This is a genomic window from Microtetraspora malaysiensis, from assembly GCF_050947145.1.
Taxonomy (GTDB): Bacteria; Actinomycetota; Actinomycetes; order Streptosporangiales; family Streptosporangiaceae; genus Microtetraspora_A; species Microtetraspora_A malaysiensis.
The window spans coordinates 8,859,078-8,877,090 of sequence record NZ_CP191998.1 but is presented as its reverse complement, the minus strand read 5'-3'; the positions used below and the strand labels follow the sequence as shown (position 1 = coordinate 8,877,090).

19 protein-coding genes and 1 riboswitch are annotated in these 18,013 nt (G+C 70.2%); of the genes, 9 read left to right on the top strand and 10 right to left on the bottom strand.

Going from position 1 to position 18,013, the window contains the following annotated elements:
- Positions 1–135 precede the first annotated feature (135 nt).
- Positions 136–1,206, top strand: a complete 1,071-nt coding sequence (locus tag ACQP1V_RS41340; RefSeq protein ID WP_433416929.1) for a tellurite resistance/C4-dicarboxylate transporter family protein — start codon at positions 136–138, stop codon at positions 1,204–1,206.
- A 6-nt stretch (positions 1,207–1,212) separates the two neighbouring features.
- Here ACQP1V_RS41340 and purL read toward each other — a convergent pair whose 3' ends face one another.
- From purL to purS, 4 genes are all read right to left on the bottom strand, one after another.
- Entirely contained in the window at positions 1,213–3,489 is a 2,277-nt protein-coding gene (gene purL / locus ACQP1V_RS41335; protein WP_433416926.1) for a phosphoribosylformylglycinamidine synthase subunit PurL, read from the bottom strand.
- Positions 3,486–4,169, bottom strand: a complete 684-nt coding sequence (purQ, locus tag ACQP1V_RS41330) for a phosphoribosylformylglycinamidine synthase subunit PurQ (RefSeq protein ID WP_387416333.1) — start codon at positions 4,167–4,169, stop codon at positions 3,486–3,488. The genes purL and purQ overlap by 4 nt, the downstream gene beginning before the upstream one ends.
- A 157-nt stretch (positions 4,170–4,326) precedes the next feature.
- Positions 4,327–4,803, bottom strand: coding sequence for an ATP-binding protein (locus ACQP1V_RS41325; protein ID WP_245658482.1), 477 nt, complete (start codon positions 4,801–4,803; stop codon positions 4,327–4,329).
- Between the two features lie 122 nt (positions 4,804–4,925).
- Positions 4,926–5,171, bottom strand: coding sequence for a phosphoribosylformylglycinamidine synthase subunit PurS (purS, locus tag ACQP1V_RS41320; protein ID WP_387416332.1), 246 nt, complete (start codon positions 5,169–5,171; stop codon positions 4,926–4,928).
- 483 nt (positions 5,172–5,654) lie between these two features.
- Between purS and pdhA the strand changes: the two genes are divergently transcribed.
- The 4 genes from pdhA (at position 5,655) to ACQP1V_RS41300 (ending at position 9,735) form a co-directional block, all read left to right on the top strand.
- On the top strand, positions 5,655–6,770 hold the full coding sequence (pdhA, locus tag ACQP1V_RS41315; RefSeq protein ID WP_067137922.1) for a pyruvate dehydrogenase (acetyl-transferring) E1 component subunit alpha: 1,116 nt from the start codon (positions 5,655–5,657) through the stop codon (positions 6,768–6,770).
- On the top strand, positions 6,767–7,741 hold the full coding sequence (locus ACQP1V_RS41310) for an alpha-ketoacid dehydrogenase subunit beta (protein WP_387416330.1): 975 nt from the start codon (positions 6,767–6,769) through the stop codon (positions 7,739–7,741). The genes pdhA and ACQP1V_RS41310 overlap by 4 nt, the downstream gene beginning before the upstream one ends.
- A gap of 16 nt (positions 7,742–7,757) precedes the next feature.
- Entirely contained in the window at positions 7,758–9,119 is a 1,362-nt protein-coding gene (locus ACQP1V_RS41305; RefSeq protein ID WP_433416921.1) for a dihydrolipoamide acetyltransferase family protein, read from the top strand.
- 322 nt (positions 9,120–9,441) lie between these two features.
- Positions 9,442–9,735 carry a Dabb family protein gene (locus ACQP1V_RS41300; protein ID WP_387416328.1) on the top strand — a complete coding sequence of 98 codons (294 nt, stop codon included), beginning with the start codon at positions 9,442–9,444 and terminating at the stop codon, positions 9,733–9,735.
- A 22-nt stretch (positions 9,736–9,757) separates the two neighbouring features.
- Here the strand turns inward: ACQP1V_RS41300 and ACQP1V_RS41295 are convergent, their stop codons facing one another.
- Together ACQP1V_RS41295 and ACQP1V_RS41290 are read right to left on the bottom strand one after the other, a co-directional pair.
- Positions 9,758–9,982, bottom strand: a complete 225-nt coding sequence (locus tag ACQP1V_RS41295) for a hypothetical protein (protein ID WP_067137932.1) — start codon at positions 9,980–9,982, stop codon at positions 9,758–9,760.
- A 200-nt stretch (positions 9,983–10,182) separates the two neighbouring features.
- Positions 10,183–12,015, bottom strand: a complete 1,833-nt coding sequence (locus ACQP1V_RS41290) for an acyl-CoA dehydrogenase (RefSeq protein WP_433416918.1) — start codon at positions 12,013–12,015, stop codon at positions 10,183–10,185.
- Between the two features lie 398 nt (positions 12,016–12,413).
- Here ACQP1V_RS41290 and ACQP1V_RS41285 point away from each other — a divergent pair, with 398 nt between their 5' ends.
- The 3 genes from ACQP1V_RS41285 (at position 12,414) to ACQP1V_RS41275 (ending at position 14,278) form a co-directional block, all read left to right on the top strand.
- On the top strand, positions 12,414–13,214 hold the full coding sequence (locus ACQP1V_RS41285) for a class I SAM-dependent methyltransferase (protein WP_433416916.1): 801 nt from the start codon (positions 12,414–12,416) through the stop codon (positions 13,212–13,214).
- A gap of 39 nt (positions 13,215–13,253) precedes the next feature.
- Positions 13,254–13,316, top strand: a riboswitch (guanidine-III (ykkC-III) riboswitch).
- A gap of 41 nt (positions 13,317–13,357) precedes the next feature.
- Positions 13,358–13,684 (top strand): DMT family transporter, encoded by a 327-nt coding sequence (locus tag ACQP1V_RS41280; protein WP_067137939.1) that lies wholly within the window; start codon positions 13,358–13,360, stop codon positions 13,682–13,684.
- A gap of 216 nt (positions 13,685–13,900) precedes the next feature.
- A complete protein-coding gene (locus ACQP1V_RS41275; RefSeq protein WP_433416912.1) occupies positions 13,901–14,278 on the top strand; it encodes a VOC family protein in 378 nt (125 codons plus the stop codon).
- Between the two features lie 40 nt (positions 14,279–14,318).
- Here ACQP1V_RS41275 and ACQP1V_RS41270 read toward each other — a convergent pair whose 3' ends face one another.
- Positions 14,319–14,771, bottom strand: a complete 453-nt coding sequence (locus ACQP1V_RS41270; protein WP_067137946.1) for a hypothetical protein — start codon at positions 14,769–14,771, stop codon at positions 14,319–14,321.
- A 104-nt stretch (positions 14,772–14,875) separates the two neighbouring features.
- Between ACQP1V_RS41270 and ACQP1V_RS41265 the strand changes: the two genes are divergently transcribed.
- Positions 14,876–15,322, top strand: a complete 447-nt coding sequence (locus tag ACQP1V_RS41265) for an N-acetyltransferase family protein (RefSeq protein WP_433416909.1) — start codon at positions 14,876–14,878, stop codon at positions 15,320–15,322.
- Position 15,323: 1 nt separating this feature from the next.
- Here ACQP1V_RS41265 and ACQP1V_RS41260 read toward each other — a convergent pair whose 3' ends face one another.
- Genes ACQP1V_RS41260 through ACQP1V_RS41250 form a run of 3 tightly spaced genes read right to left on the bottom strand, consistent with a single transcriptional unit; the run spans position 15,324 to position 18,010 of the window.
- Complete coding sequence (locus tag ACQP1V_RS41260; RefSeq protein ID WP_433416906.1) at positions 15,324–15,716, bottom strand: type II toxin-antitoxin system VapC family toxin; 393 nt, start codon at positions 15,714–15,716, stop codon at positions 15,324–15,326.
- The gene (locus tag ACQP1V_RS41255) at positions 15,713–15,970 is read right to left on the bottom strand and encodes a hypothetical protein (protein WP_387416322.1); all 258 of its coding nucleotides are present in this window, start codon (positions 15,968–15,970) and stop codon (positions 15,713–15,715) included. The genes ACQP1V_RS41260 and ACQP1V_RS41255 overlap by 4 nt, the downstream gene beginning before the upstream one ends.
- Before the next feature lie 27 nt (positions 15,971–15,997).
- Positions 15,998–18,010, bottom strand: coding sequence for a molybdopterin-containing oxidoreductase family protein (locus ACQP1V_RS41250; RefSeq protein WP_433416903.1), 2,013 nt, complete (start codon positions 18,008–18,010; stop codon positions 15,998–16,000).
- Positions 18,011–18,013 lie beyond the last annotated feature (3 nt).

Sequence of the window (18,013 nt, the reverse complement as noted above, 5' to 3'; positions counted from 1 at the left end):
ATGTTTGCGGCGGCGGCCGGTACGGGTTGGCCGTCGCCGGGAGGGGGACGGGGCGGCGGGGGTATGCCCGAAATGACCCGCGTGCCGGTCCGCGACGCGTCGTGATCCGGCGGGGAGCGGAGGGGGGCAGGGTACGTGACGCGTCCGTCGGAAGCCGGGGAAACGCTGCGCCGTGCCGCACACGATCTCCATCCGGCCTATTTCGCCCTGGTCATGGCGACCGGCATCATCTCGATCGACCTGCGCACCATAGGGATGCCCGCGTTGTCCGCGGCGCTGATGTGGGTGGCGGCCGCCGGCTACGCCGTCCTCCTCGCCCTCACCGTGTGGCGGGTCGCGGCGTTCCCCCGCAAGATCCGGCACGACCTGCACGACCTCCACCGGGGGTTCGGATTCTTCACGTTCACCGCCGGGACGAACGTGCTCGGCACCCGGCTCGCCCTGGACGGCCACGGCTCCACGGCGACGGCGCTCCTCGCCGTGGGCATGCTGTCCTGGATCCTCCTCGGCTATGCCGTGCCGTGGGCGGTGGTGCTCAGCCGCAGGGGTCAGGAGCCGCTCGGCGGGGCGGAGGGAAGCTGGTTCGTCTGGGTGGTCGGCGGCCAGTCCGTGGCCGTGCTGGCGGCGACGCTGGAACGGACGGCGGGCCCCGGGCGGGACGTGCTCGCGCTGATCGCACTCGTCTTCTGGGCCGTCTCCGTCTGCATCTACGGCCTGGTCGCGATCTGCGTCGCGCTGCGGTTGACGGTTTACGCGGTCCGGCCGGGCGATCTCACCCCGCCGTACTGGGTGGCGATGGGCGCCACCGCGATCAGCACGGTCGCCGGAGCGCAGATCGCGACCATGACGTCGGCGCCCGGGGGCCTCGGGACCCGCTTCTTCACGCCGCACGTCTCGTTGATCTTCTGGGCCTTCGGCACGTGGCTCTATCCCGCGCTCATCCTCGTCGGCTGGTGGCGGCACGTGCGGCACCGGGTCCCGCTCAGCTACGAGCCGGGATTGTGGAGCATTGTCTTCCCCCTCGGCATGTACGCCGCGGCGTGTCACAGCCTCGGCATGGTCGCCGAGATCCCCGTCCTCGTCGGGATCGGGAACGTCCAGGTGTGGATCGCGTTCGCGGCGTGGCTGCTCGGGTTCGTCGCCCTGCTGGGCCGTCTCGCGGAGGAGTACGGCCTCCGCCGGGGCCACCCGGGCCCCGGCGGATGACACAGATCAGCCGAAGATCGCGGGCAGCGGCGCGGCGTGCGTCTCCCGCAGCTCCGCGACCGGGATCTCGAAGACGCCCTCGACGGCGAGGGACGCGCCGCCGGTCGTGCCGAGGCCGTAGCAGGGGACCTCGTACCGGCCGCACAGCTCGGCCAGCGCCTCGAACGCCTCCGGCCGTACGCAGACCAGGGCGCGGGACGCCGACTCGCTGAACAGGTCGACGAACGCGTCGTCGCCGGGCAGCGACACGGTCGCGCCGACGCCCTGGGCGAGGCACGCCTCGGTGAGGGCGATGGCGAGGCCGCCGTCGGACAGGTCGTGCGAGCCCTCAAGCAGGCCGTCGCGGGCCGCCTCGACGAGCACGGACGCGAGGGCGCGCTCGGCCTCCAGATCGACGGCCGGGGGCAGCCCGCCCAGGTGGCCGTGCGTCACGTGCGCCCACTCCGACCCGCCGAACTCGTCGCGCGTGTCGCCGAGCAGCACCACGCGCAGCCCCTCGGCGGTGAACCCGGACCTGACCCGCGTGGCCACGTCCTTGATCACGCCGAGGACGCCCACGACCGGAGTCGGGTGGATCGCCGTCGAGCCGGTCTGGTTGTAGAACGACACGTTCCCGCCGGTCACCGGCACGCCGAGCGTCTTGCAGGCGTCCGCGAGGCCGCGCACGGCCTCGGCGAACTGCCACATCACCTCGGGGTCCTCCGGCGAGCCGAAGTTGAGGCAGTTCGTCACCGCCAGCGGGGCCGCGCCCGTCACCGCCACGTTCCGGTACGCCTCGGCGAGCGCGAGCTGCGCCCCGGCGTACGGGTCGAGCCGGGCGTAGCGGCCGTTCCCGTCCGTCGCCAGCGCGACGCCGCGGGTGGTCTCCTCGGCGCCGGGCATGACCTCGGAGATGCGCAGCATGCCGGAGTCGGCGGGCTGCGCGAGGACGGTGTTGCCCCGGACGTACCGGTCGTACTGGGAGGTCACCCACTCCTTGGACCCGAGGTTCGGCGAGCCGAGCAGCCGCAGCAGCGTCTCGCGCAGGTCCTCGGGGCGCGGCAGCCGTTCCGGGCCGTCGGCGTTGAGCGCGGACTGGCCGGCCGGCTCGTGGAAGGGGCGCTCGTAGACGGGGCCCTCGTCGGCGGCGGTGCCCGGCGGGATGTCGACGATCACCTCGCCGTCCCAGGTCATGACGAGCCTGCCGGTGTCGGTGACCTCGCCGATGACGGTCGCGGGCACGTCCCACTTCTCGCAGACGGCCATGAACGCCGGGATGTCCTCCGGCGTGACGACGGCCATCATGCGTTCCTGCGACTCGCTCATCAGGATCTCCTCGGGCCGCAGCGTCGGGTCACGCAGCGGAACGAGGTTGAGGTCCACGGTCATGCCGCCGGTGCCCTTGGCGGCCAGCTCGGTCGTCGCGCACGAGACGCCGGCCGCGCCGAGGTCCTGGATGCCCACGACCACGTCGGCCTGGTAGAGCTCCAGGCAGCACTCGATGAGCAGCTTCTCCATGAACGGGTCGCCGACCTGGACGGCGGGCCGCTTGGCCTGCGACTCGTCCTCGAAGGTCGCGGACGCCAGTACGGACGCGCCGCCGATGCCGTCGGCCCCGGTGCGCGCGCCGAACAGCACGACCTTGTTCCCCGGGCCGGGGGCGGTGGCGAGCTTGATCTGGTCCTTGCGCAGCAGGCCCACGCAGAGCGCGTTCACGAGGGGGTTGCCGATGTAGCAGGGGTCGAAGACGACCTCGCCGCCGATGTTGGGCAGGCCGAGGCAGTTGCCGTAGTGGCTGATGCCCTCGACGACGCCCGGAAGCACCCGCCGCGTGTCCTGCTGGTCGGCGCCGCCGAAGCGCAGCGCGTCCATGACCGCGATCGGCCGGGCGCCCATCGACATGATGTCGCGGACGATGCCGCCGACGCCGGTGGCCGCGCCCTGGTGCGGCTCCACGTACGACGGGTGGTTGTGCGACTCGATCTTGAAGGTCGCGGCCCAGCCGTCGCCGATGTCCACGACGCCGGCGTTCTCCCCCATGCCGACCAGCAGGGCGTCCGACTTCGGCGCCTTGGTGGCGAACTGGCGCAGGTGCACCTTGGACGACTTGTACGAGCAGTGCTCGCTCCACATCACCGAGTAGATCGCGAGCTCGGAGCCGGTCGGCCGACGGCCGAGGATGTCGCACACCCGCCGGTACTCGTCGTCCTTCATGCCCAGCTCGGCGTACGGCATCGGCTCATCGGGCGTGTCGGCGGCCCGCTTCACGGAGTCAAGACTCATCGGTCGCTCACCACTCCTCATGCGTTCACCAGCCTCTTGAGGATGGACGTGAAGAAGCTCCGGCCGTCCACGCTGGGGGCGCCGGTCAGCTCCTCGACGGCGTGCTCGGGGTGGGGCATGAGGCCGACGACGTTCCCGGCCTCGTTCGTGATGCCCGCGATGTCGTTGAGCGAGCCGTTGGGGTTGCCCCCGACGTAGCGGAACACGACCCGGCCGTCGCGCTCCAGGGCGGCGAGGGTCTCCGCGTCCGCGACGTAGCGGCCCTCGCCGTGCTTGATCGGCAGCACGATCTCCTGGCCGGCCGCGAAGTCGGAGGTCCAGGCGGTGTCCGCGTTCTCCACCCGGATGCCCTGGTCGCGGCAGATGTAGTGGAGGCCCTCGTTGCGAGTCAGCGCGCCGGGCAGCAGGTGCGCCTCGCAGAGGATCTGGAAGCCGTTGCAGGTGCCGAGGACCGGCAGGCCCGCGCGGGCGGCCGGGATCAGCTCGTCCATCAGCGGCGAGAACCGGGAGATCGCCCCGCAGCGCAGGTAGTCGCCGTAGGAGAACCCGCCGGGGAGGAAGACCGCGTCCACCCCCTTGAGGTCGTGGTCGGCGTGCCAGAGCGGCACCGGTTCGGCCCCTGTGAGCCGAACGGCACGGGCCGCGTCCTGGTCGTCGAGTGTTCCGGGAAAGGTGACGACGCCCACTCGGGCAGCGTTCATGACAGGTCCCCCACGGTTACCCTCCAAGGCATGGGCACGCCACGCCACCGCCTCATTCATGGGCGGCGGTCTGTGGCGGTACGCCTCAGGTTATCGGGTGAACCCAAAACCGCCCTATCTGAGGGCGGTCGATCTCCACGCGGAGGAGTGTGCGGGGTCAGACGGTGGCGAGCTGGCGGTCCAGGGTGAGGAAGCGGGAGACGGCGTCCTCGTCCCAGGCGAGCTCCTTGGTCAGCCGGACCGTGGTGCCGCGGCCCGGCGTGATGTCGAAGGAGATCTCGTCCACGACCGACTGCATGATCAGGATGCCCCGGCCGTGCTCGGCGTCTCCCGGCGGGTATTGCCGGGGGATGGCGTTGAGCCCGTGGCCGCAGTCGATGATCCGCACCTCGCAACGGCCCGCGCCGATGGCCGCGGTCACCCGGTAACGATCGGCGGGACCGCCGTGCCGTACGGCGTTGGCGCAGGCCTCCGAGGTCGCCAGGAGAATGTCGGACACGCAGCTCTCGGTCACACCCAGCGAACGCAGCGCGTCGCCGAGCACCCGGCGGACCAGGGGAATGCCGATCGCATCCCGTGGTAAAGCCAGCGAGAACTCGATGTCCACCGGACCCCTCCCGGTGTTGAAGGTCACCGTGAAAGGCTTCCCCGAGGAATCCGGGCTAACCGCAAAATGACGCGCCTGTTATTCAGTGGTCGCGCCAATGTTACGTCTTAGGTGCTTTGTCGGCTTTTTGATGTGTGGAATGTGCTGTTTTACCGGTCCACACGCACGGTGAAATCCTCGATCACCGTGTTGGCCAAAAGGGTTTCGGCCATCTTCCGGACCTCGGCGAGCGCGGCCTCGTCGGCCTCGCCCTCGATCTCCACCTCGAACCGCTTGCCCTGCCGTACGTCGTGGACGCCCGAGAAGCCCAGCCGGGGCAGCGCGCGGGCGATCGCCTGGCCCTGGGGGTCGAGAATCTCCGGCTTGAGCATGACGTCGACGATGACGCGCGCCACTGGTGTCCTCCTGGGCTGATGTCCGATGTCGCGGTCAAGGGTATCCGCAGGCGCGGGGATCGTTCCCGGCGGCCCGGAGGGACCATCTCCTCCAGGGAAAGCGCGAGCCACAGCTCCGGCAGGTGCCGGTGAGACGCGCGGCGGGCCTCCGCGACGCGATCCGCATGCCGATCTCGCGCATGCCGGACGAGCCGGCCGGGGCCGAAGCTTGGCTGACTATGATCGACGGCCTGGTTGTGCACCGCGCCGACTGAGGCTGAGTTCCTCTCGCGCCCAGCTGATGACCATGGTTCGCCCAAGGGGTTCGGGGAACGTGGAAGGGTGGGCGTCGAGAAGGGGCTTGCGCGGCGGGCAGTGGCCTCTGCCACGATGTCCGCATACGCGGCCGGTATTCACACCATGGACGCCGACCGCGTGAGGACCCGGCCGTACTCGGGTGGCGACCCCACACGCGCGCGGCCCTAGAACGCACAGGAGTGGCACGTGACAGCCGAAGCCCCTCGCGGTGCCGACGCACCCCCGGAGCTCATCCAACTGCTCACGCCGGAAGGCGAACGAGTCGAGCACCCCGACTACGACATCGAGCTGACCGCCGAGGAAGTGCGCTCGCTCTACCGGGACCTGGTCCTGGTGCGGCGCATCGACCTGGAGGCCGTCGCCCTCCAGCGGCAGGGCGAGCTCGGACTCTGGGCCTCGCTGCTCGGCCAGGAGGCCGCGCAGATCGGCTCCGGCCGGGCCCTGACCGACGCCGACATGGCGTTCCCCACCTATCGCGAGCACGCTGTGGCCTGGTGCCGCGACGTCGACCCGGTGAAGCTGCTCGGCATGTTCCGCGGCGTCAACCACGGCGGCTGGGACCCGTACGAGCACAATTTCCACCTCTACACGATCGTCATCGGCTCCCAGACGCTGCACGGCGTGGGGTACGCCATGGGCGCCCAGCGCGACGGCGCCGAGTCCGCCACGATCGTCTACTTCGGCGACGGCGCCACCTCCCAGGGCGACGTGAACGAGTCGTTCATCTGGGCGTCGGTGTTCAACGCCCCGGTGGTGTTCTTCTGCCAGAACAACCAATGGGCGATCTCCGAGCCGCTGGAGAAGCAGACGCGCATCCCCTTGTACAAGCGCGCCTCCGGCTTCGGGTTCCCCGGCATCCGCGTGGACGGTAACGACGTGTTCGCCTGCCTCGCGGTGACCCGCAAGGCGCTCGCGGACGCCCGCAACGGCCTGGGGCCGACCCTGATCGAGGCGTTCACGTACCGGATGGGCGCGCACACCACCTCCGACGACCCCACCCGCTACCGGGTCGCGGGCGAGCTGGAGGCGTGGAAGCTGAAGGACCCGATCGAGCGGGTCAAGGCGTACCTGTTCAAGAACCAGCTCGCCGACCAGGAGTTCTTCGAGAAGGTCGACGCCGAGGCCGACGCGCTCGGCAAGGATGTGCGCCGGCGCTGCCTCGAACTGCCCGATCCCGGACCCGAGGCGATGTTCGACCACGTGTACAGCGGCCCGCACGCCATGGTGGACAAGGAGCGGGAGCAGTACCTGGCATACCTGGCGAGCTTCGAGAACGGCACTGAGACGGGGACCGGCCGATGACCACACTGACCCTGGCCAAGGCGGTCAACGAGGGCCTGCGCCGCGCCATGGAGGAGGACTCCAAGGTCCTCGTGATGGGCGAGGACGTCGGCAAGCTCGGCGGCGTCTTCCGCGTCACCGACGGGCTGCAGAAGGAGTTCGGCGAGGACCGTGTCATCGACACCCCGCTCGCCGAGTCGGGCATCATCGGCACCGCCATCGGGCTGGCACTGCGGGGCTACCGCCCGGTGTGCGAGATCCAGTTCGACGGCTTCGTGTTCCCCGCCGCCGACCAGATCATCACGCAGCTCGCCAAGATGCCGCTCCGCTCGCTCGGCGCGATCAAGCTGCCCGTCGTCGTCCGCATCCCCTGCGGCGGCGGCATCGGCGCGGTGGAGCACCACTCCGAGTCGCCCGAGGCGTACTTCACGCACACCGCCGGCCTGCGCGTGATGGCCTGCTCCAACCCGGCCGACGCGTACACGATGATCCAGGACGCGGTCCGCTGCGACGACCCGATCATCTTCTTCGAGCCCAAGCGCCGTTACTGGGACAAGGCCGAGGTGGACCTCGCCGCTCCCGGCCTGCCCCTCGACCGGGCCAGGACCGTACGGCAGGGCTCGGACGTGACGCTGCTCGCGTACGGGCCGATGGTGAAGACCTGCCTCTCCGCCGCGGCCGCGGCGGAGGAGGAGGGGCGCAACATCGAGGTGATCGACCTGCGCTCGCTCAACCCGCTCGACCTGGACGTGCTCGTCGAGTCCGTGACGCGGACCGGCCGTTGCGTGGTCGTCCACGAGGCGCCGGTCTTCAGCGGCTTCGGCGCGGAGCTGGCGGCGCGGATCACCGAGCACTGCTTCTACAACCTGGAGGCCCCGGTGCTGCGTGTCGGCGGCTTCTCCACGCCCTACCCGCCGTCCCGCCTTGAGGACCACTACCTGCCCGACCTCGACCGCGTGCTCGACGCGGTGGACCGCGTCTTCGCCTACTAGGAAAGGGAGGATCCTCATGTTGCGTGAGTTCAAGCTTCCCGACGTGGGCGAGGGGCTGACCGAGGCCGAGATCGTCAAGTGGCACGTGGCCGCCGGGGACACCGTCAAGATCAACCAGACGATCGTCGAGATCGAGACGGCCAAGGCCGTGGTGGAGCTGCCGTGCCCGTACGAGGGCACCGTGTCCGCGCTGATGGTGCCCGAGGGGCAGACCGTCGAGGTCGGCACGCCGATCATCTCGGTGGAGGACGGCGCCGAGGAGCCGGGGGAGTCGATCCCGCCGGTTGAGGGCGCGGTGGAGCCGGGGATGGTCGGCGGACCGACGCCCAAGCCGGAGCGCGAGCCGGTGCTGGTCGGGTACGGCGTCATGCCCAGCACGACGACGCGCCGCCCCCGCAAGCAGCCGGCCGCCGCCCCCGCCGCGCCGACGGCGCCGGTGTCCGCGCCCGCGCCTGCCCCCGTGCCGGCGCAGCCTCAGACACCGGCCCCCGCCGTCCCTGGGCAGGGTGGCCGGGTCTCGGTGCTGGCCAAGCCACCGGTGCGCAAGCTCGCCAAGGACCTCGGGGTCGACCTGTCCACGGTGGTGGGCACCGGCCCGCAGGGGTCGATCACCCGCGACGACGTCCAGGCCGCCGTCGCCGCGCCCGTGGCGGTGCCGTACCAGGCGGCAGCCGTACCGGCGGGCGGGGAGGAGCGCATCCCGGTGAAGGGTGTGCGCAAGGCGACCGCGCAGGCCATGGTGGCCAGCGCGTTCTCCGCGCCGCACGTCACGGAGTGGCTCCAGGTGGACGTCACTGGGACGATGGAGGCCGTCCGCCGGATGCGCGAGCTGCCGGACTTCGCCGGGGTGAAGGTCTCGCCTCTGCTCCTGGTGGCCAAGGCGCTGCTCACGGCCGTGAAGCGATACCCGATCGCGAACGCCGCATGGACCGATGAGGAGATCATCGTCAAGCGGTACGTGAACCTCGGCATCGCTGCGGCCACCGAACGCGGGCTGATCGTGCCCAAGATCAAGGACGCGCACGCGATGTCCCTGCCCGAGCTGGCCCGGGCGCTGACCGAGCTGACCGAGCGGGCGCGGGCCGGGAAGTGCACGCCCGCCGAGCTGACCGGCGGAACGATCACGATCACCAACGTGGGCGTGTTCGGGGTGGACGCGGGCACGCCGATCATCAACCCCGGCGAGGTGGCGATCCTGGCGATCGGCCAGATCCGCGACATGCCGTGGGTGGTGGACGGCCAGCTCGCGGTCCGCAAGGTCGCCACGCTGGCGTTGTCGTTCGACCACCGCGTGATCGACGGCGAGCAGGGCTCCTACGTCCTCCGGGACGTGGGCGCCATGCTGGAGGACCCGCTGCGCATGCTGGCCTGGGGGTGATCGCCGCGATCCCGTGAGGGGTCACGGAACGCGTGAGGGGGCGGTCCCGCGTCGGCGGGGCCGCCCCCAAGTCGTCTCCAAGATCGAGACCAGTCGGCACCAAGCATGGCGGCCTAGCGTTTGCCATAGGCGCCCGGGAGGACGGGATCGGTGCGGATCGGATGCCGCCCCGGGCGCCATCGCGAGCCTGCGCGGCGGGGCCGTTTGTCACCCAACCCCCTTGGTCGGCCCCGTCGCGCGGCACCGGCTCATCGGAGGACAGACCGTAACGGCGGCCGCGGTCTAGGCTTCCTCTCGCAGTCACACCGCGAAGGGAACGACCATGATCCGGCACGTCGTGCTGTTCACCTGGACCGAGGACGCCACCGCCGAGCAGAAGGCGGAGGTGGCCGCGCGGCTGAACACCCTGCCGGGGATCATCCCGCAGATCAGGAGCTACGCCGTCGGCGACGACGCGGGCATCAACCCGGGCAACCACGAGTTCGCCGTGGTCGCGGACTTCGACACCGTCGAGGACTACCTGGCCTACCGGGACCACCCGACGCACCTGTCGATCATCGCCGAGCACATCAAGCCGATCCTCGCGTCCCGCGCCGCCGTGCAGTACACCGTCTGACCCTGGATAGCGCGGGCCCGGCTCAGGGCCTGGGCGGGTGATTCTCGTGTTCCATCAGGTGGCTGTCCGAGGTGGTGCCTCGGCGGGAGCCGAGGATGACGCTGAGAAGCAGCCCCACACCCCCGACGATCATGAAGATCACGCCGATCACATCGATGTGCACGGCTTTTCCGAGCACATCGGGGTCGATGGCGAACTTGAGGATCGCCCCGATCGTGAGAAAGAAGAGGCTGACCCCGATGCCCATCGCCGAACCTCCGGACAGTAAACAACGCGTATGTCACGGTCATACCCGGCTTCGGCTGATCGAAAATTCTTGAGCGCGGCCCGGCTTCAGTCGGTGGGTGGCCCATCCCGGTCGATTCACCACGCGCGACCCGGAAACGCGGCGATCGCGCGCCCCCTCTCAAGGGAGCCGCGCGATCGCCGGGTTCGGAGCCGGTACGGCTAGAAGGCCTCCTCCGGCAGTTCCATGACGTCCTGGGGCGTGGCGTCGAGCACCCGGCGCTCGGCGGCGACCCGGGGCAGGATGGTCTGCGCGAAGAACGTCGCGGCGGCCACCTTGCCGGTGTAGAAGGCGGTGTCGGCCGCGTCCGGCGCCTCGGCGCCGAGGGCCGCGAGCGCGATCTCCGCCTGGCGCAGCAGCAGCCAGGCCAGAACCACGTCGCCCAGCGCCATCAGGAACCGGGTGGTGTTGAGGCCGACCTTGTAGACCTCCTTCGGCGACTCGAGCGACGCGATCGCCCAGCCCGCCATCGTGTCGGCCATGGCCTTGACCTCGGCCGCGGCCTCGCCGAGCAGCGCCCGCTCGGCCTTCAGCCGGCCGTTGCCCGCCTCGGAGCCCACAAACGTGACGATCTCGCCGAGCAGCGAGCCGAGGGCGACACCCTGGTTCTTGAGCACCTTCCGGAAGAACAGGTCCTGGCCCTGGATCGCCGTCGTGCCCTCGTACAGCGAGTCGATCTTCGCGTCGCGGATGTACTGCTCGATCGGGTAGTCCTGCAGGAAGCCGGAGCCGCCGAGCGTCTGGAGCGAGCGGGCGAGCAGCTCGTACGACCGCTCGGAACCCACGCCCTTGACGACGGGCAGCAGCAGGTCGTTCATCGCCTCGGCGACCTCGTCCCTGCGCCCCTCGGCCTCGGCGATCTGGACGGCGTCCTGGAAGGTCGCCGTGTAGATCACCAGCGCCCGCATGGCCTCGGCGTACGACTTCTGCAGCATCAGCTCGCGGCGGACGTCCGGGTGGTGGGTGATGGTGACGCGCGGGGCGGTCTTGTCGGCGGACCGGCTCAGGTCGGAGCCCTGAACGCGGTTCTTCGCGTAGTCGAGCGCGTTCAGGTAGCCGGTGGACAGCGTCGCGATGGCCTTGGTGCCGACCATCATCCGGGCGTGCTCGATCACCATGAACATCTGGCGGATGCCGTCGTGGACGTCGCCGACGAGGTAGCCGACGGCCGGGTGCTTCTCGCCGAAGGTGAGCTCGCAGGTGGTGGACACCTTGAGGCCCATCTTCTTCTCGACGTTGGTGACGTACGCGCCGTTGCGCTCGCGCAGCTCGCCGGTCTCGAGATCGACCAGGTACTTCGGCACGAGGAACATCGACAGGCCCTTGGTGCCGGGGCCGTGGCCCTCGGGGCGAGCCAGCACGAGGTGGAAGATGTTCTCCGCCATGTCGTGCTCGGCGCTGGTGATGAAGCGCTTGACGCCCTCGATGTGCCAGGTGCCGTCCTCCTGCCGTACGGCCTTGGTCCGGCCGGCGCCCACGTCGGAGCCGGCGTCCGGCTCGGTCAGCACCATCGTCGAGCCCCAGTTGCGCTCGACGGCCAGCTCGGCGAACCGCTTCTGGTCCTCGGTGCCCAGCTCGAACAACAGCCGGGCGAACGCCGGGCCACTGCCGAACATCCAGACGGCGGGGTTGGCGCCGAGCACCAGCTCGGCCACCGACCACACGAGGCTGCGCGGGGCGGGCGTGCCGCCGAGCTCGGGCTGCAGCTCCATCCGCCACCACTCGGCGTCGACCCACGCCTGGTACGACTTCTTGAAGCTCTCGGGCATCGTGACCGTGTGCGTGGCCGGGTCGAACACCGGCGGGTGCCGGTCGGCGTCCTCGAAGGACTCGGCGAGCGGGCCGGTGGCCAGCCGGTTCACCTCGTCCAGGATGCTGCGGGCGGTGTCCTCGTCGATGTCCTGGAACGGGCCGCCGCCGAGGATCTCCCCGCGCCCGAACACCTCGAACAGGTTGAACTCCAGGTCGCGGATGTTGCTCTTGTAGTGGCCCATCTCGTGCGCTCCTCGAAACCACGACAGTCGGGGGTTACGTACTAGTCAGTAACTCTAAAGGAATGCTACCCGCCGGTAACCGGCAATATGCAAGCAATGTGGTGGTATGTCCCACAACCCATGAGCGGACGCCCGGAGCGAGGGCCGTGGCGGGGAAGCAACCGAGGAGCGAGTGGGGAGCGAGGGACGAGCGGCTCTGCGAGGGGCGCGGCGGTGTCTGGACTGAGGAGCGAGTGGGGAGCGAGGGACGAGCGGCTCTGCGAGGGGCGCGGCGGTGTCTGGACTGAGGAGCGAGTGGGGAGCGAGGGACGAGCGACCCCGAGCGACGAGGGAAGACATCGACTGAGGGCGCCCCGAGCCGCGCGAGCGGAGCGAGCGCAAATAGGTACTGTGCGACTGTGAGCCTTGACGAGCGAGCAGCGCGCTGGCAGGCGGACCTTGAGTCCTGGGCCATCCCCGGGGAGATCCTGGCGAAGGCGCCGTCCAGTCCATGGATGCATCGGGTCGCCCGCTTCGCGAGGAGGACCGACACTCTTCTCGCGGCGCCGCAGGGGCCGACGTACGAGCGGGCACGGGAGGCGCTGCCCGACGAGGGGTCGGTGCTGGACGTCGGGGCGGGCACCGGCGCGGCGAGCCTCCCGCTGCGCCCGGCGGCGCTGGTCGCCGTGGACGAGAACCGCGCCATGCTGGAGGCGCTGGCCGCGCGCGGACGCGAGAGCGGGTGCGGCACCATCCGGTTGGTCGAGGGGCGCTGGCCGGACGTGGCCGAGCGTACGCCCGTCGCCGACGTGGCCGTCTGCGCGCACGTCGTCTTCAACGTGCCCGACCTCGTGCCGTTCCTGGCCGGGCTCGACGCGCATGCGCGTCGCAGGGTGGTGCTCGAACTCCCGCGGGTCCACCCGATGACCTGGTTGAACCCGCTCTGGGTCCGTTTCCACGGCCTGACCAGGCCGGATCGCCCGACCTCCGAGGACGTGCTGGCGATTGCCCGGGAGATGGGGTTCGCGGCGGAGAGTGAGGCGCACACCGCGCTCGACGCGCCCTTCGAGTCGATCGAGGAGATGGCGTCCGCCGCGTGCCTGCGGCTCTGCCTCGACCCCGAACGGGCCCCGGAGGTGGCGCGGGCCGCCGAGGAGCTGGGGGTGTGGCCGCTCCCGCCACGGCAGTTCGTCACAATTTGGTGGGATAGCAGCAAATAAGTGGAGGTGTGTTACCTTCTCCACTGATGGGCCCTGCGGCGATCGACCGTACGGCCATCCCGGACGAGACGCGCCGTACCCGGTAAGCGAAGACGACGCACTCCCTGTGACCAGGAAGTTCAGTCTCGTACCAAGGGGGAGCCATGGCCTGGGGCCTGCTCGTCGTCGCCGGTCTGTTCGAGGTCGCGATGGCCTACTCGCTCAAGATGAGCGCCGGTTTTTCGCACCTGTGGTGGTCGGTCGGTTTCTTCGTCTTCTCGGTGCTCAGCTTCGGCCTGCTGTCGCTCGCGCTCAAGAGCCTTGAGGTCGGTACGGCATACGCCGTGTGGACCGGCATCGGCGCGGTCGGCACCGCACTTCTCGGCATCGCCCTGCTGGGGGACAACGCGTCCCTACTGAAGATCATCTCGATCGTGTTCATCATCCTGGGCGTGATCGGCCTCAACCTCGCCGGCGGCGCCGCCCACTGAGCCGCTATCGCCTGTACGCGGGCGCGGCCCCGATGGGTCGGTCGACCCGCGGCAGGCGGTCGAGCACCTCTTCGCATCTTTGGTGGTCCCGCCTTCGTGGATACGCACGGCTGACGCTCGTCCCGGGTGGCCGAAGTCGGTTGAGGCTGGCGATACCCGCACCATTGGTTGATAACCGGCTTGACAGCTTTGGTGGTGTGTCGCTTGGGTGAGTGCATGATTGAGATTCACACGATGACCGTCGACTGCGCCCGTCCGTACGAGCTGGCCGAGTGGTGGAGCACCACCCTCGGCTGGCCGCTGGTCGACTCCGAGCCCGGCGATGACGAGGTCATGCTCGACCGGCCCGACGGGCCGCCCCACCTGCTCTTCATCAGGGTCCCCGAGGGGAAGGCGACCAAGAACCGGCTCCATCTCGACGTCAACGGCGTAGACGGGGCCACCCGGGACCAGGAGGTCGAGCGTCTCGTCGGCCTGGGCGCCACACTGTACGAGGACCACCGCAACGCGGACGGCACCGGATGGGTCACGCTGCTCGACCCCGAGGGCAACGAGTTCTGCGTCTGCCGCAGCGAGGCCGAGCGCGGCTCCTGAGGGGCGTCGCCGCCCCCGCGGGCGACGCCCAGGAGCGCCGTCAGCCCCTGTCCTGCGCCCGTCGGCGCATCGACAGGGCGAGCACGGCGGTGATCAGGTAGACGAGCGCGCCACCCCACAGCGCGTCCCATGCCGCGCCGAAGACGCCCTCCCGGCCGATGACCAGCTGCACCGGGTACATCAGAACCGCGGAGCCGATGCCGGGATAGAGCGCGAACCGCCAGGGGTGGCGCAGCGACCAGCGCCGCGCCTGCTGGGTGACTCGATCGCCGTGATCCGGCTTCGCGATCGCGCCGATGGCCGCGACCAGCGTGAAGACACGGATGCCAAGGCACAGCGCCCAGGCCAGGTCGGCGGGCCCGGGGAGGATAACGCCCATCAGGAAGCCGACCCCGGCGACCGCTCCGCCCGAGATGGCGGCGGTCTTCCACGGCGCGCCGCGCAGAGCCGCTCCGGCGAGGGACATCTCGTCACGTCGAGTCAGTTCGTTCATAGCTCAAGGCTGCAACTCAGCACGCGCGTACGGCATCGGGGAGACCCCTGAGCGCACCCTGAGCCGCCCCTTTGCCCAGTACGTCCCGCCGCTAGGCTCGTCGCGTGTCTGTTTCATTCCGTACCGCCCGGCGCGAGGACGTGCCGGCCATCCTGGCGATGCTCGACGACGACCCTGTCGCCGCGGCCCGCGAGCCCGTCGAGGGGACCGACGTCATGGCCGCGTTCGAGGCCATCGACGCCGACCCCCGAAACGAGCTGATCGTGGCCGAGGAAGACGGCCTGGTGGTCGGGACATTCCAGCTCACCTTCATCCCCGGGCTGTCCCGGCGCGGGGCGGAGCGCGCCCAGATCGAGGCGGTGCGGGTGGCCACGCCGCACCGGAACCGGGGGGTCGGGCGCCGGATGATGGAGTGGGCCGTCGAACGGGCCCGCGAACGCGGCTGTCGCCTCGTCCAGCTCACGACGGACAAGGCGCGCCACGACGCCCACCGCTTCTACGCCTCGCTCGGCTTCACCGCCACCCACGAGGGCTTCAAGCTCCGCCTCTGACTCAGATGATGCGAATAGGGCATCGAGGCCCAACCGCGGAGGCGAGTCTGCGCTCGGTGGTGAGGAGTGTGCACTGCAGTGCTTCGGCCGCGGCGACGTAGGCCGCGTCATAGGACGAGAGGTTGTCGCGCAGCGCCCACATCCTGGGCAACAGGCAGTCTTCGTCGACTCTGTCGACCACGATGTCCCTCAGATCCTCGGCGGCCTCCGCGGCGGCGTCTGCCGTGATCTTCTTCCCCAGCAGGCGTCCCCGGATGACCGACATCGTCTCCGCCTTCAAATGAGGCGGCGCGGCCCATCGCGGATCGGCCGCGAGGGCCGCGCGGGCCGCCTCTCCGACTGGACCGGATCCCGTCAACGCCTCAGCGAGGACGGACGCGTCTATGACGATCACGTGTCGCTCTCCGAGCGATCCAGCCGCTCGGATCGGATGGCCGCGAGCTCCTTCGCAGCCTCCCCGACCTCGCTGCGATGAGTGCCCGGACGGTCGCCCGCGCGCTTCAGGATGTCGAGGTTCCGCGAGCGGCGAGCCTCGGTCGTCACCAATTCGAGCAGGAGTCCCTGGAGGGACATCCCGCGAGCGTTCGCCTGTTCCGCCAGGGCGTCACGGACCTCCGCCGGTACGTCCCGGATTTGAAGAGCCACCATGCATGCATTTTACATGCATTCTGTCCTTCAGGCCGGGGCGATGTCCACGAGGTTGTCGTGATAGACGGCGCCGCGGCCCATGTCGGCGTCGCGCTCGTCCACCACGGCGTTCGGGTTGGCGCCTCCCGGGCTGAGCTTGGGCCAGTGCCCCTTCGGCGCCGCCACCACGCCCGGCCGGACCCGCTCGCTGATCTCCACGTACGCCGAGAACTCGCCGTTGTCGTTGAACACCCTGGCGAGCTGCCCGTCCGTGAGCCCGCGCGCCTCGGCGTCCACGGGGTTGACCATGACCCGTGGCCCCTTGGACCGCCTGAGCAGCTCGGGGTTGTTGCTGAAGATCGTGTTGAGGAAGGTGTGCTGCGCCGGGGTGATCAGCGTCAGCTTCCCCGGCGCGGTCGTACGGGCGGTGCGTGAGGGCACGTAGCCCGCCACCCGGGGCAGGCCGGCGGCCTCGGCCAGCTCCGAGACGAACTCCAGCTTCCCGGACGGCGTCGGGAAGCCGTCGGAGAAGGGGACGAACGGGTCGGGGACCGGCAGCCGCGCCCACCCCTCCTTGCGCAGCCGCTCCAGCGTGATGCCGGGCGTCCCGCCGAGGAGCTGCTCGGCCAGTTCGAGATCGGAGTCGTACAGCGAGGGCTCGGTCAGCCCCATGTGCCGGGCGAGCCGGCGGAATGTCTCCGTCGTGGACACGCATTCGCCCTGAGGCTCGACGGCGGGCTCGTTCCACACCACGTACATGTGGCCGTAGCCGGCGTGCAGGTCGACATGCTCGGTCTGCATGGTCGCGGGCAGCACGATGTCGGCGTAGTCGACGGTGTCGGTCGGGAACTGCTCCATCACGACCGTGAACAGGTCCTCGCGCCGCATCGCCTCGCGGATGCGGTTCTGGTCGGAGGTCGAGCCGAGCGGGTTGGCGGCGTAGACCCACAGGCACTTGACCGACTCGTCCAGGCTGTCGGCCAGCCGGGTCATCGTCAGGGTGCGAACCGGCTTCTCCAGCAGGTCGTCGCGCGGGTCCACGTGCAGCGGGAAGTGCGCGGACGTCGAGTAGGAGACGCCGCCGCCCGGGTGCCGCCAGTCGCCGGTCACACCCGGGATGCAGGAGATCACCCGCATCGCCGCGCCGCCGCCCTCGTGCCGCTGGACGCCCATGGTCGCGCGGATGGCGGTGGGCCGGGTGCGCGCGAGCCGTAGGCCGAGGGCGCGGATGTCGGCCTCGGGCAGCCCGGTGATCTCGGCCACCCTGCTCGGGGGATATTTCAGGATCTCGGCGTGGAACTCGTCCCAGCCGACCGTGTGGTTCTCCAGGTAGTCGCGGTCCTCCGCGCCCTCCTCCAGCACCACGTTGAGCAGGCCGAGCGCGAGCGCGCCGTCCGTGCCCGGCCGGATCGGCAGGTGCTCGTCGGCCTGCTCCGCGGTACGGGTCCTGATCGGGTCGATCGCCACGACGTGGGCGCCGTTCGCGCGGGCGTCCTGCACGAACTTCCACATGTGGTGACCGCTGGTCAGGGTGTTCGTCCCCCACAGCAGGATCAGGCGGGACAGCGCGAACGTCTCGGGGTCCATGCCTCCGGCGGTGCCGTTGACGTAGGACGTGCCGAGGTTGCCCGCGCGCGAGCAGATGTTGAGATCGTGGTAGGACGCGCCGAGCACGTTCCAGAAGCGCCGCCCGGCCAGGCCGCCCTCGCCCTGGATGAACCCCAGCGTCCCGGTGCCCTGGTACGGCCAGATGGCCTCCCCGCCGTGCTCCGCGACGATGGCGGTCAGCCGGTCGGCGATCGTGGTGAGCGCCTCGTCCCAGCTGATCCGCTCGAATCGCCCGGAACCCTTCGGCCCGACCCGCTTCAGCGGGTGGAGGATCCGGTCGGTGGCCCGGGTGTGCTCCAGGTAGCGGTTGACCTTCACGCAGAGCGCACCGCGGGTGAAGGGGTGGTCGCGGTTGCCGCGCAGGGCGACCGCCTGGCCGTCCTTGACCGTCACCTCCCACGAGCAGGTGTCGGGGCAGTCGAGCGGGCAGGCACCGAGAACGCGCAAGTCCATGGT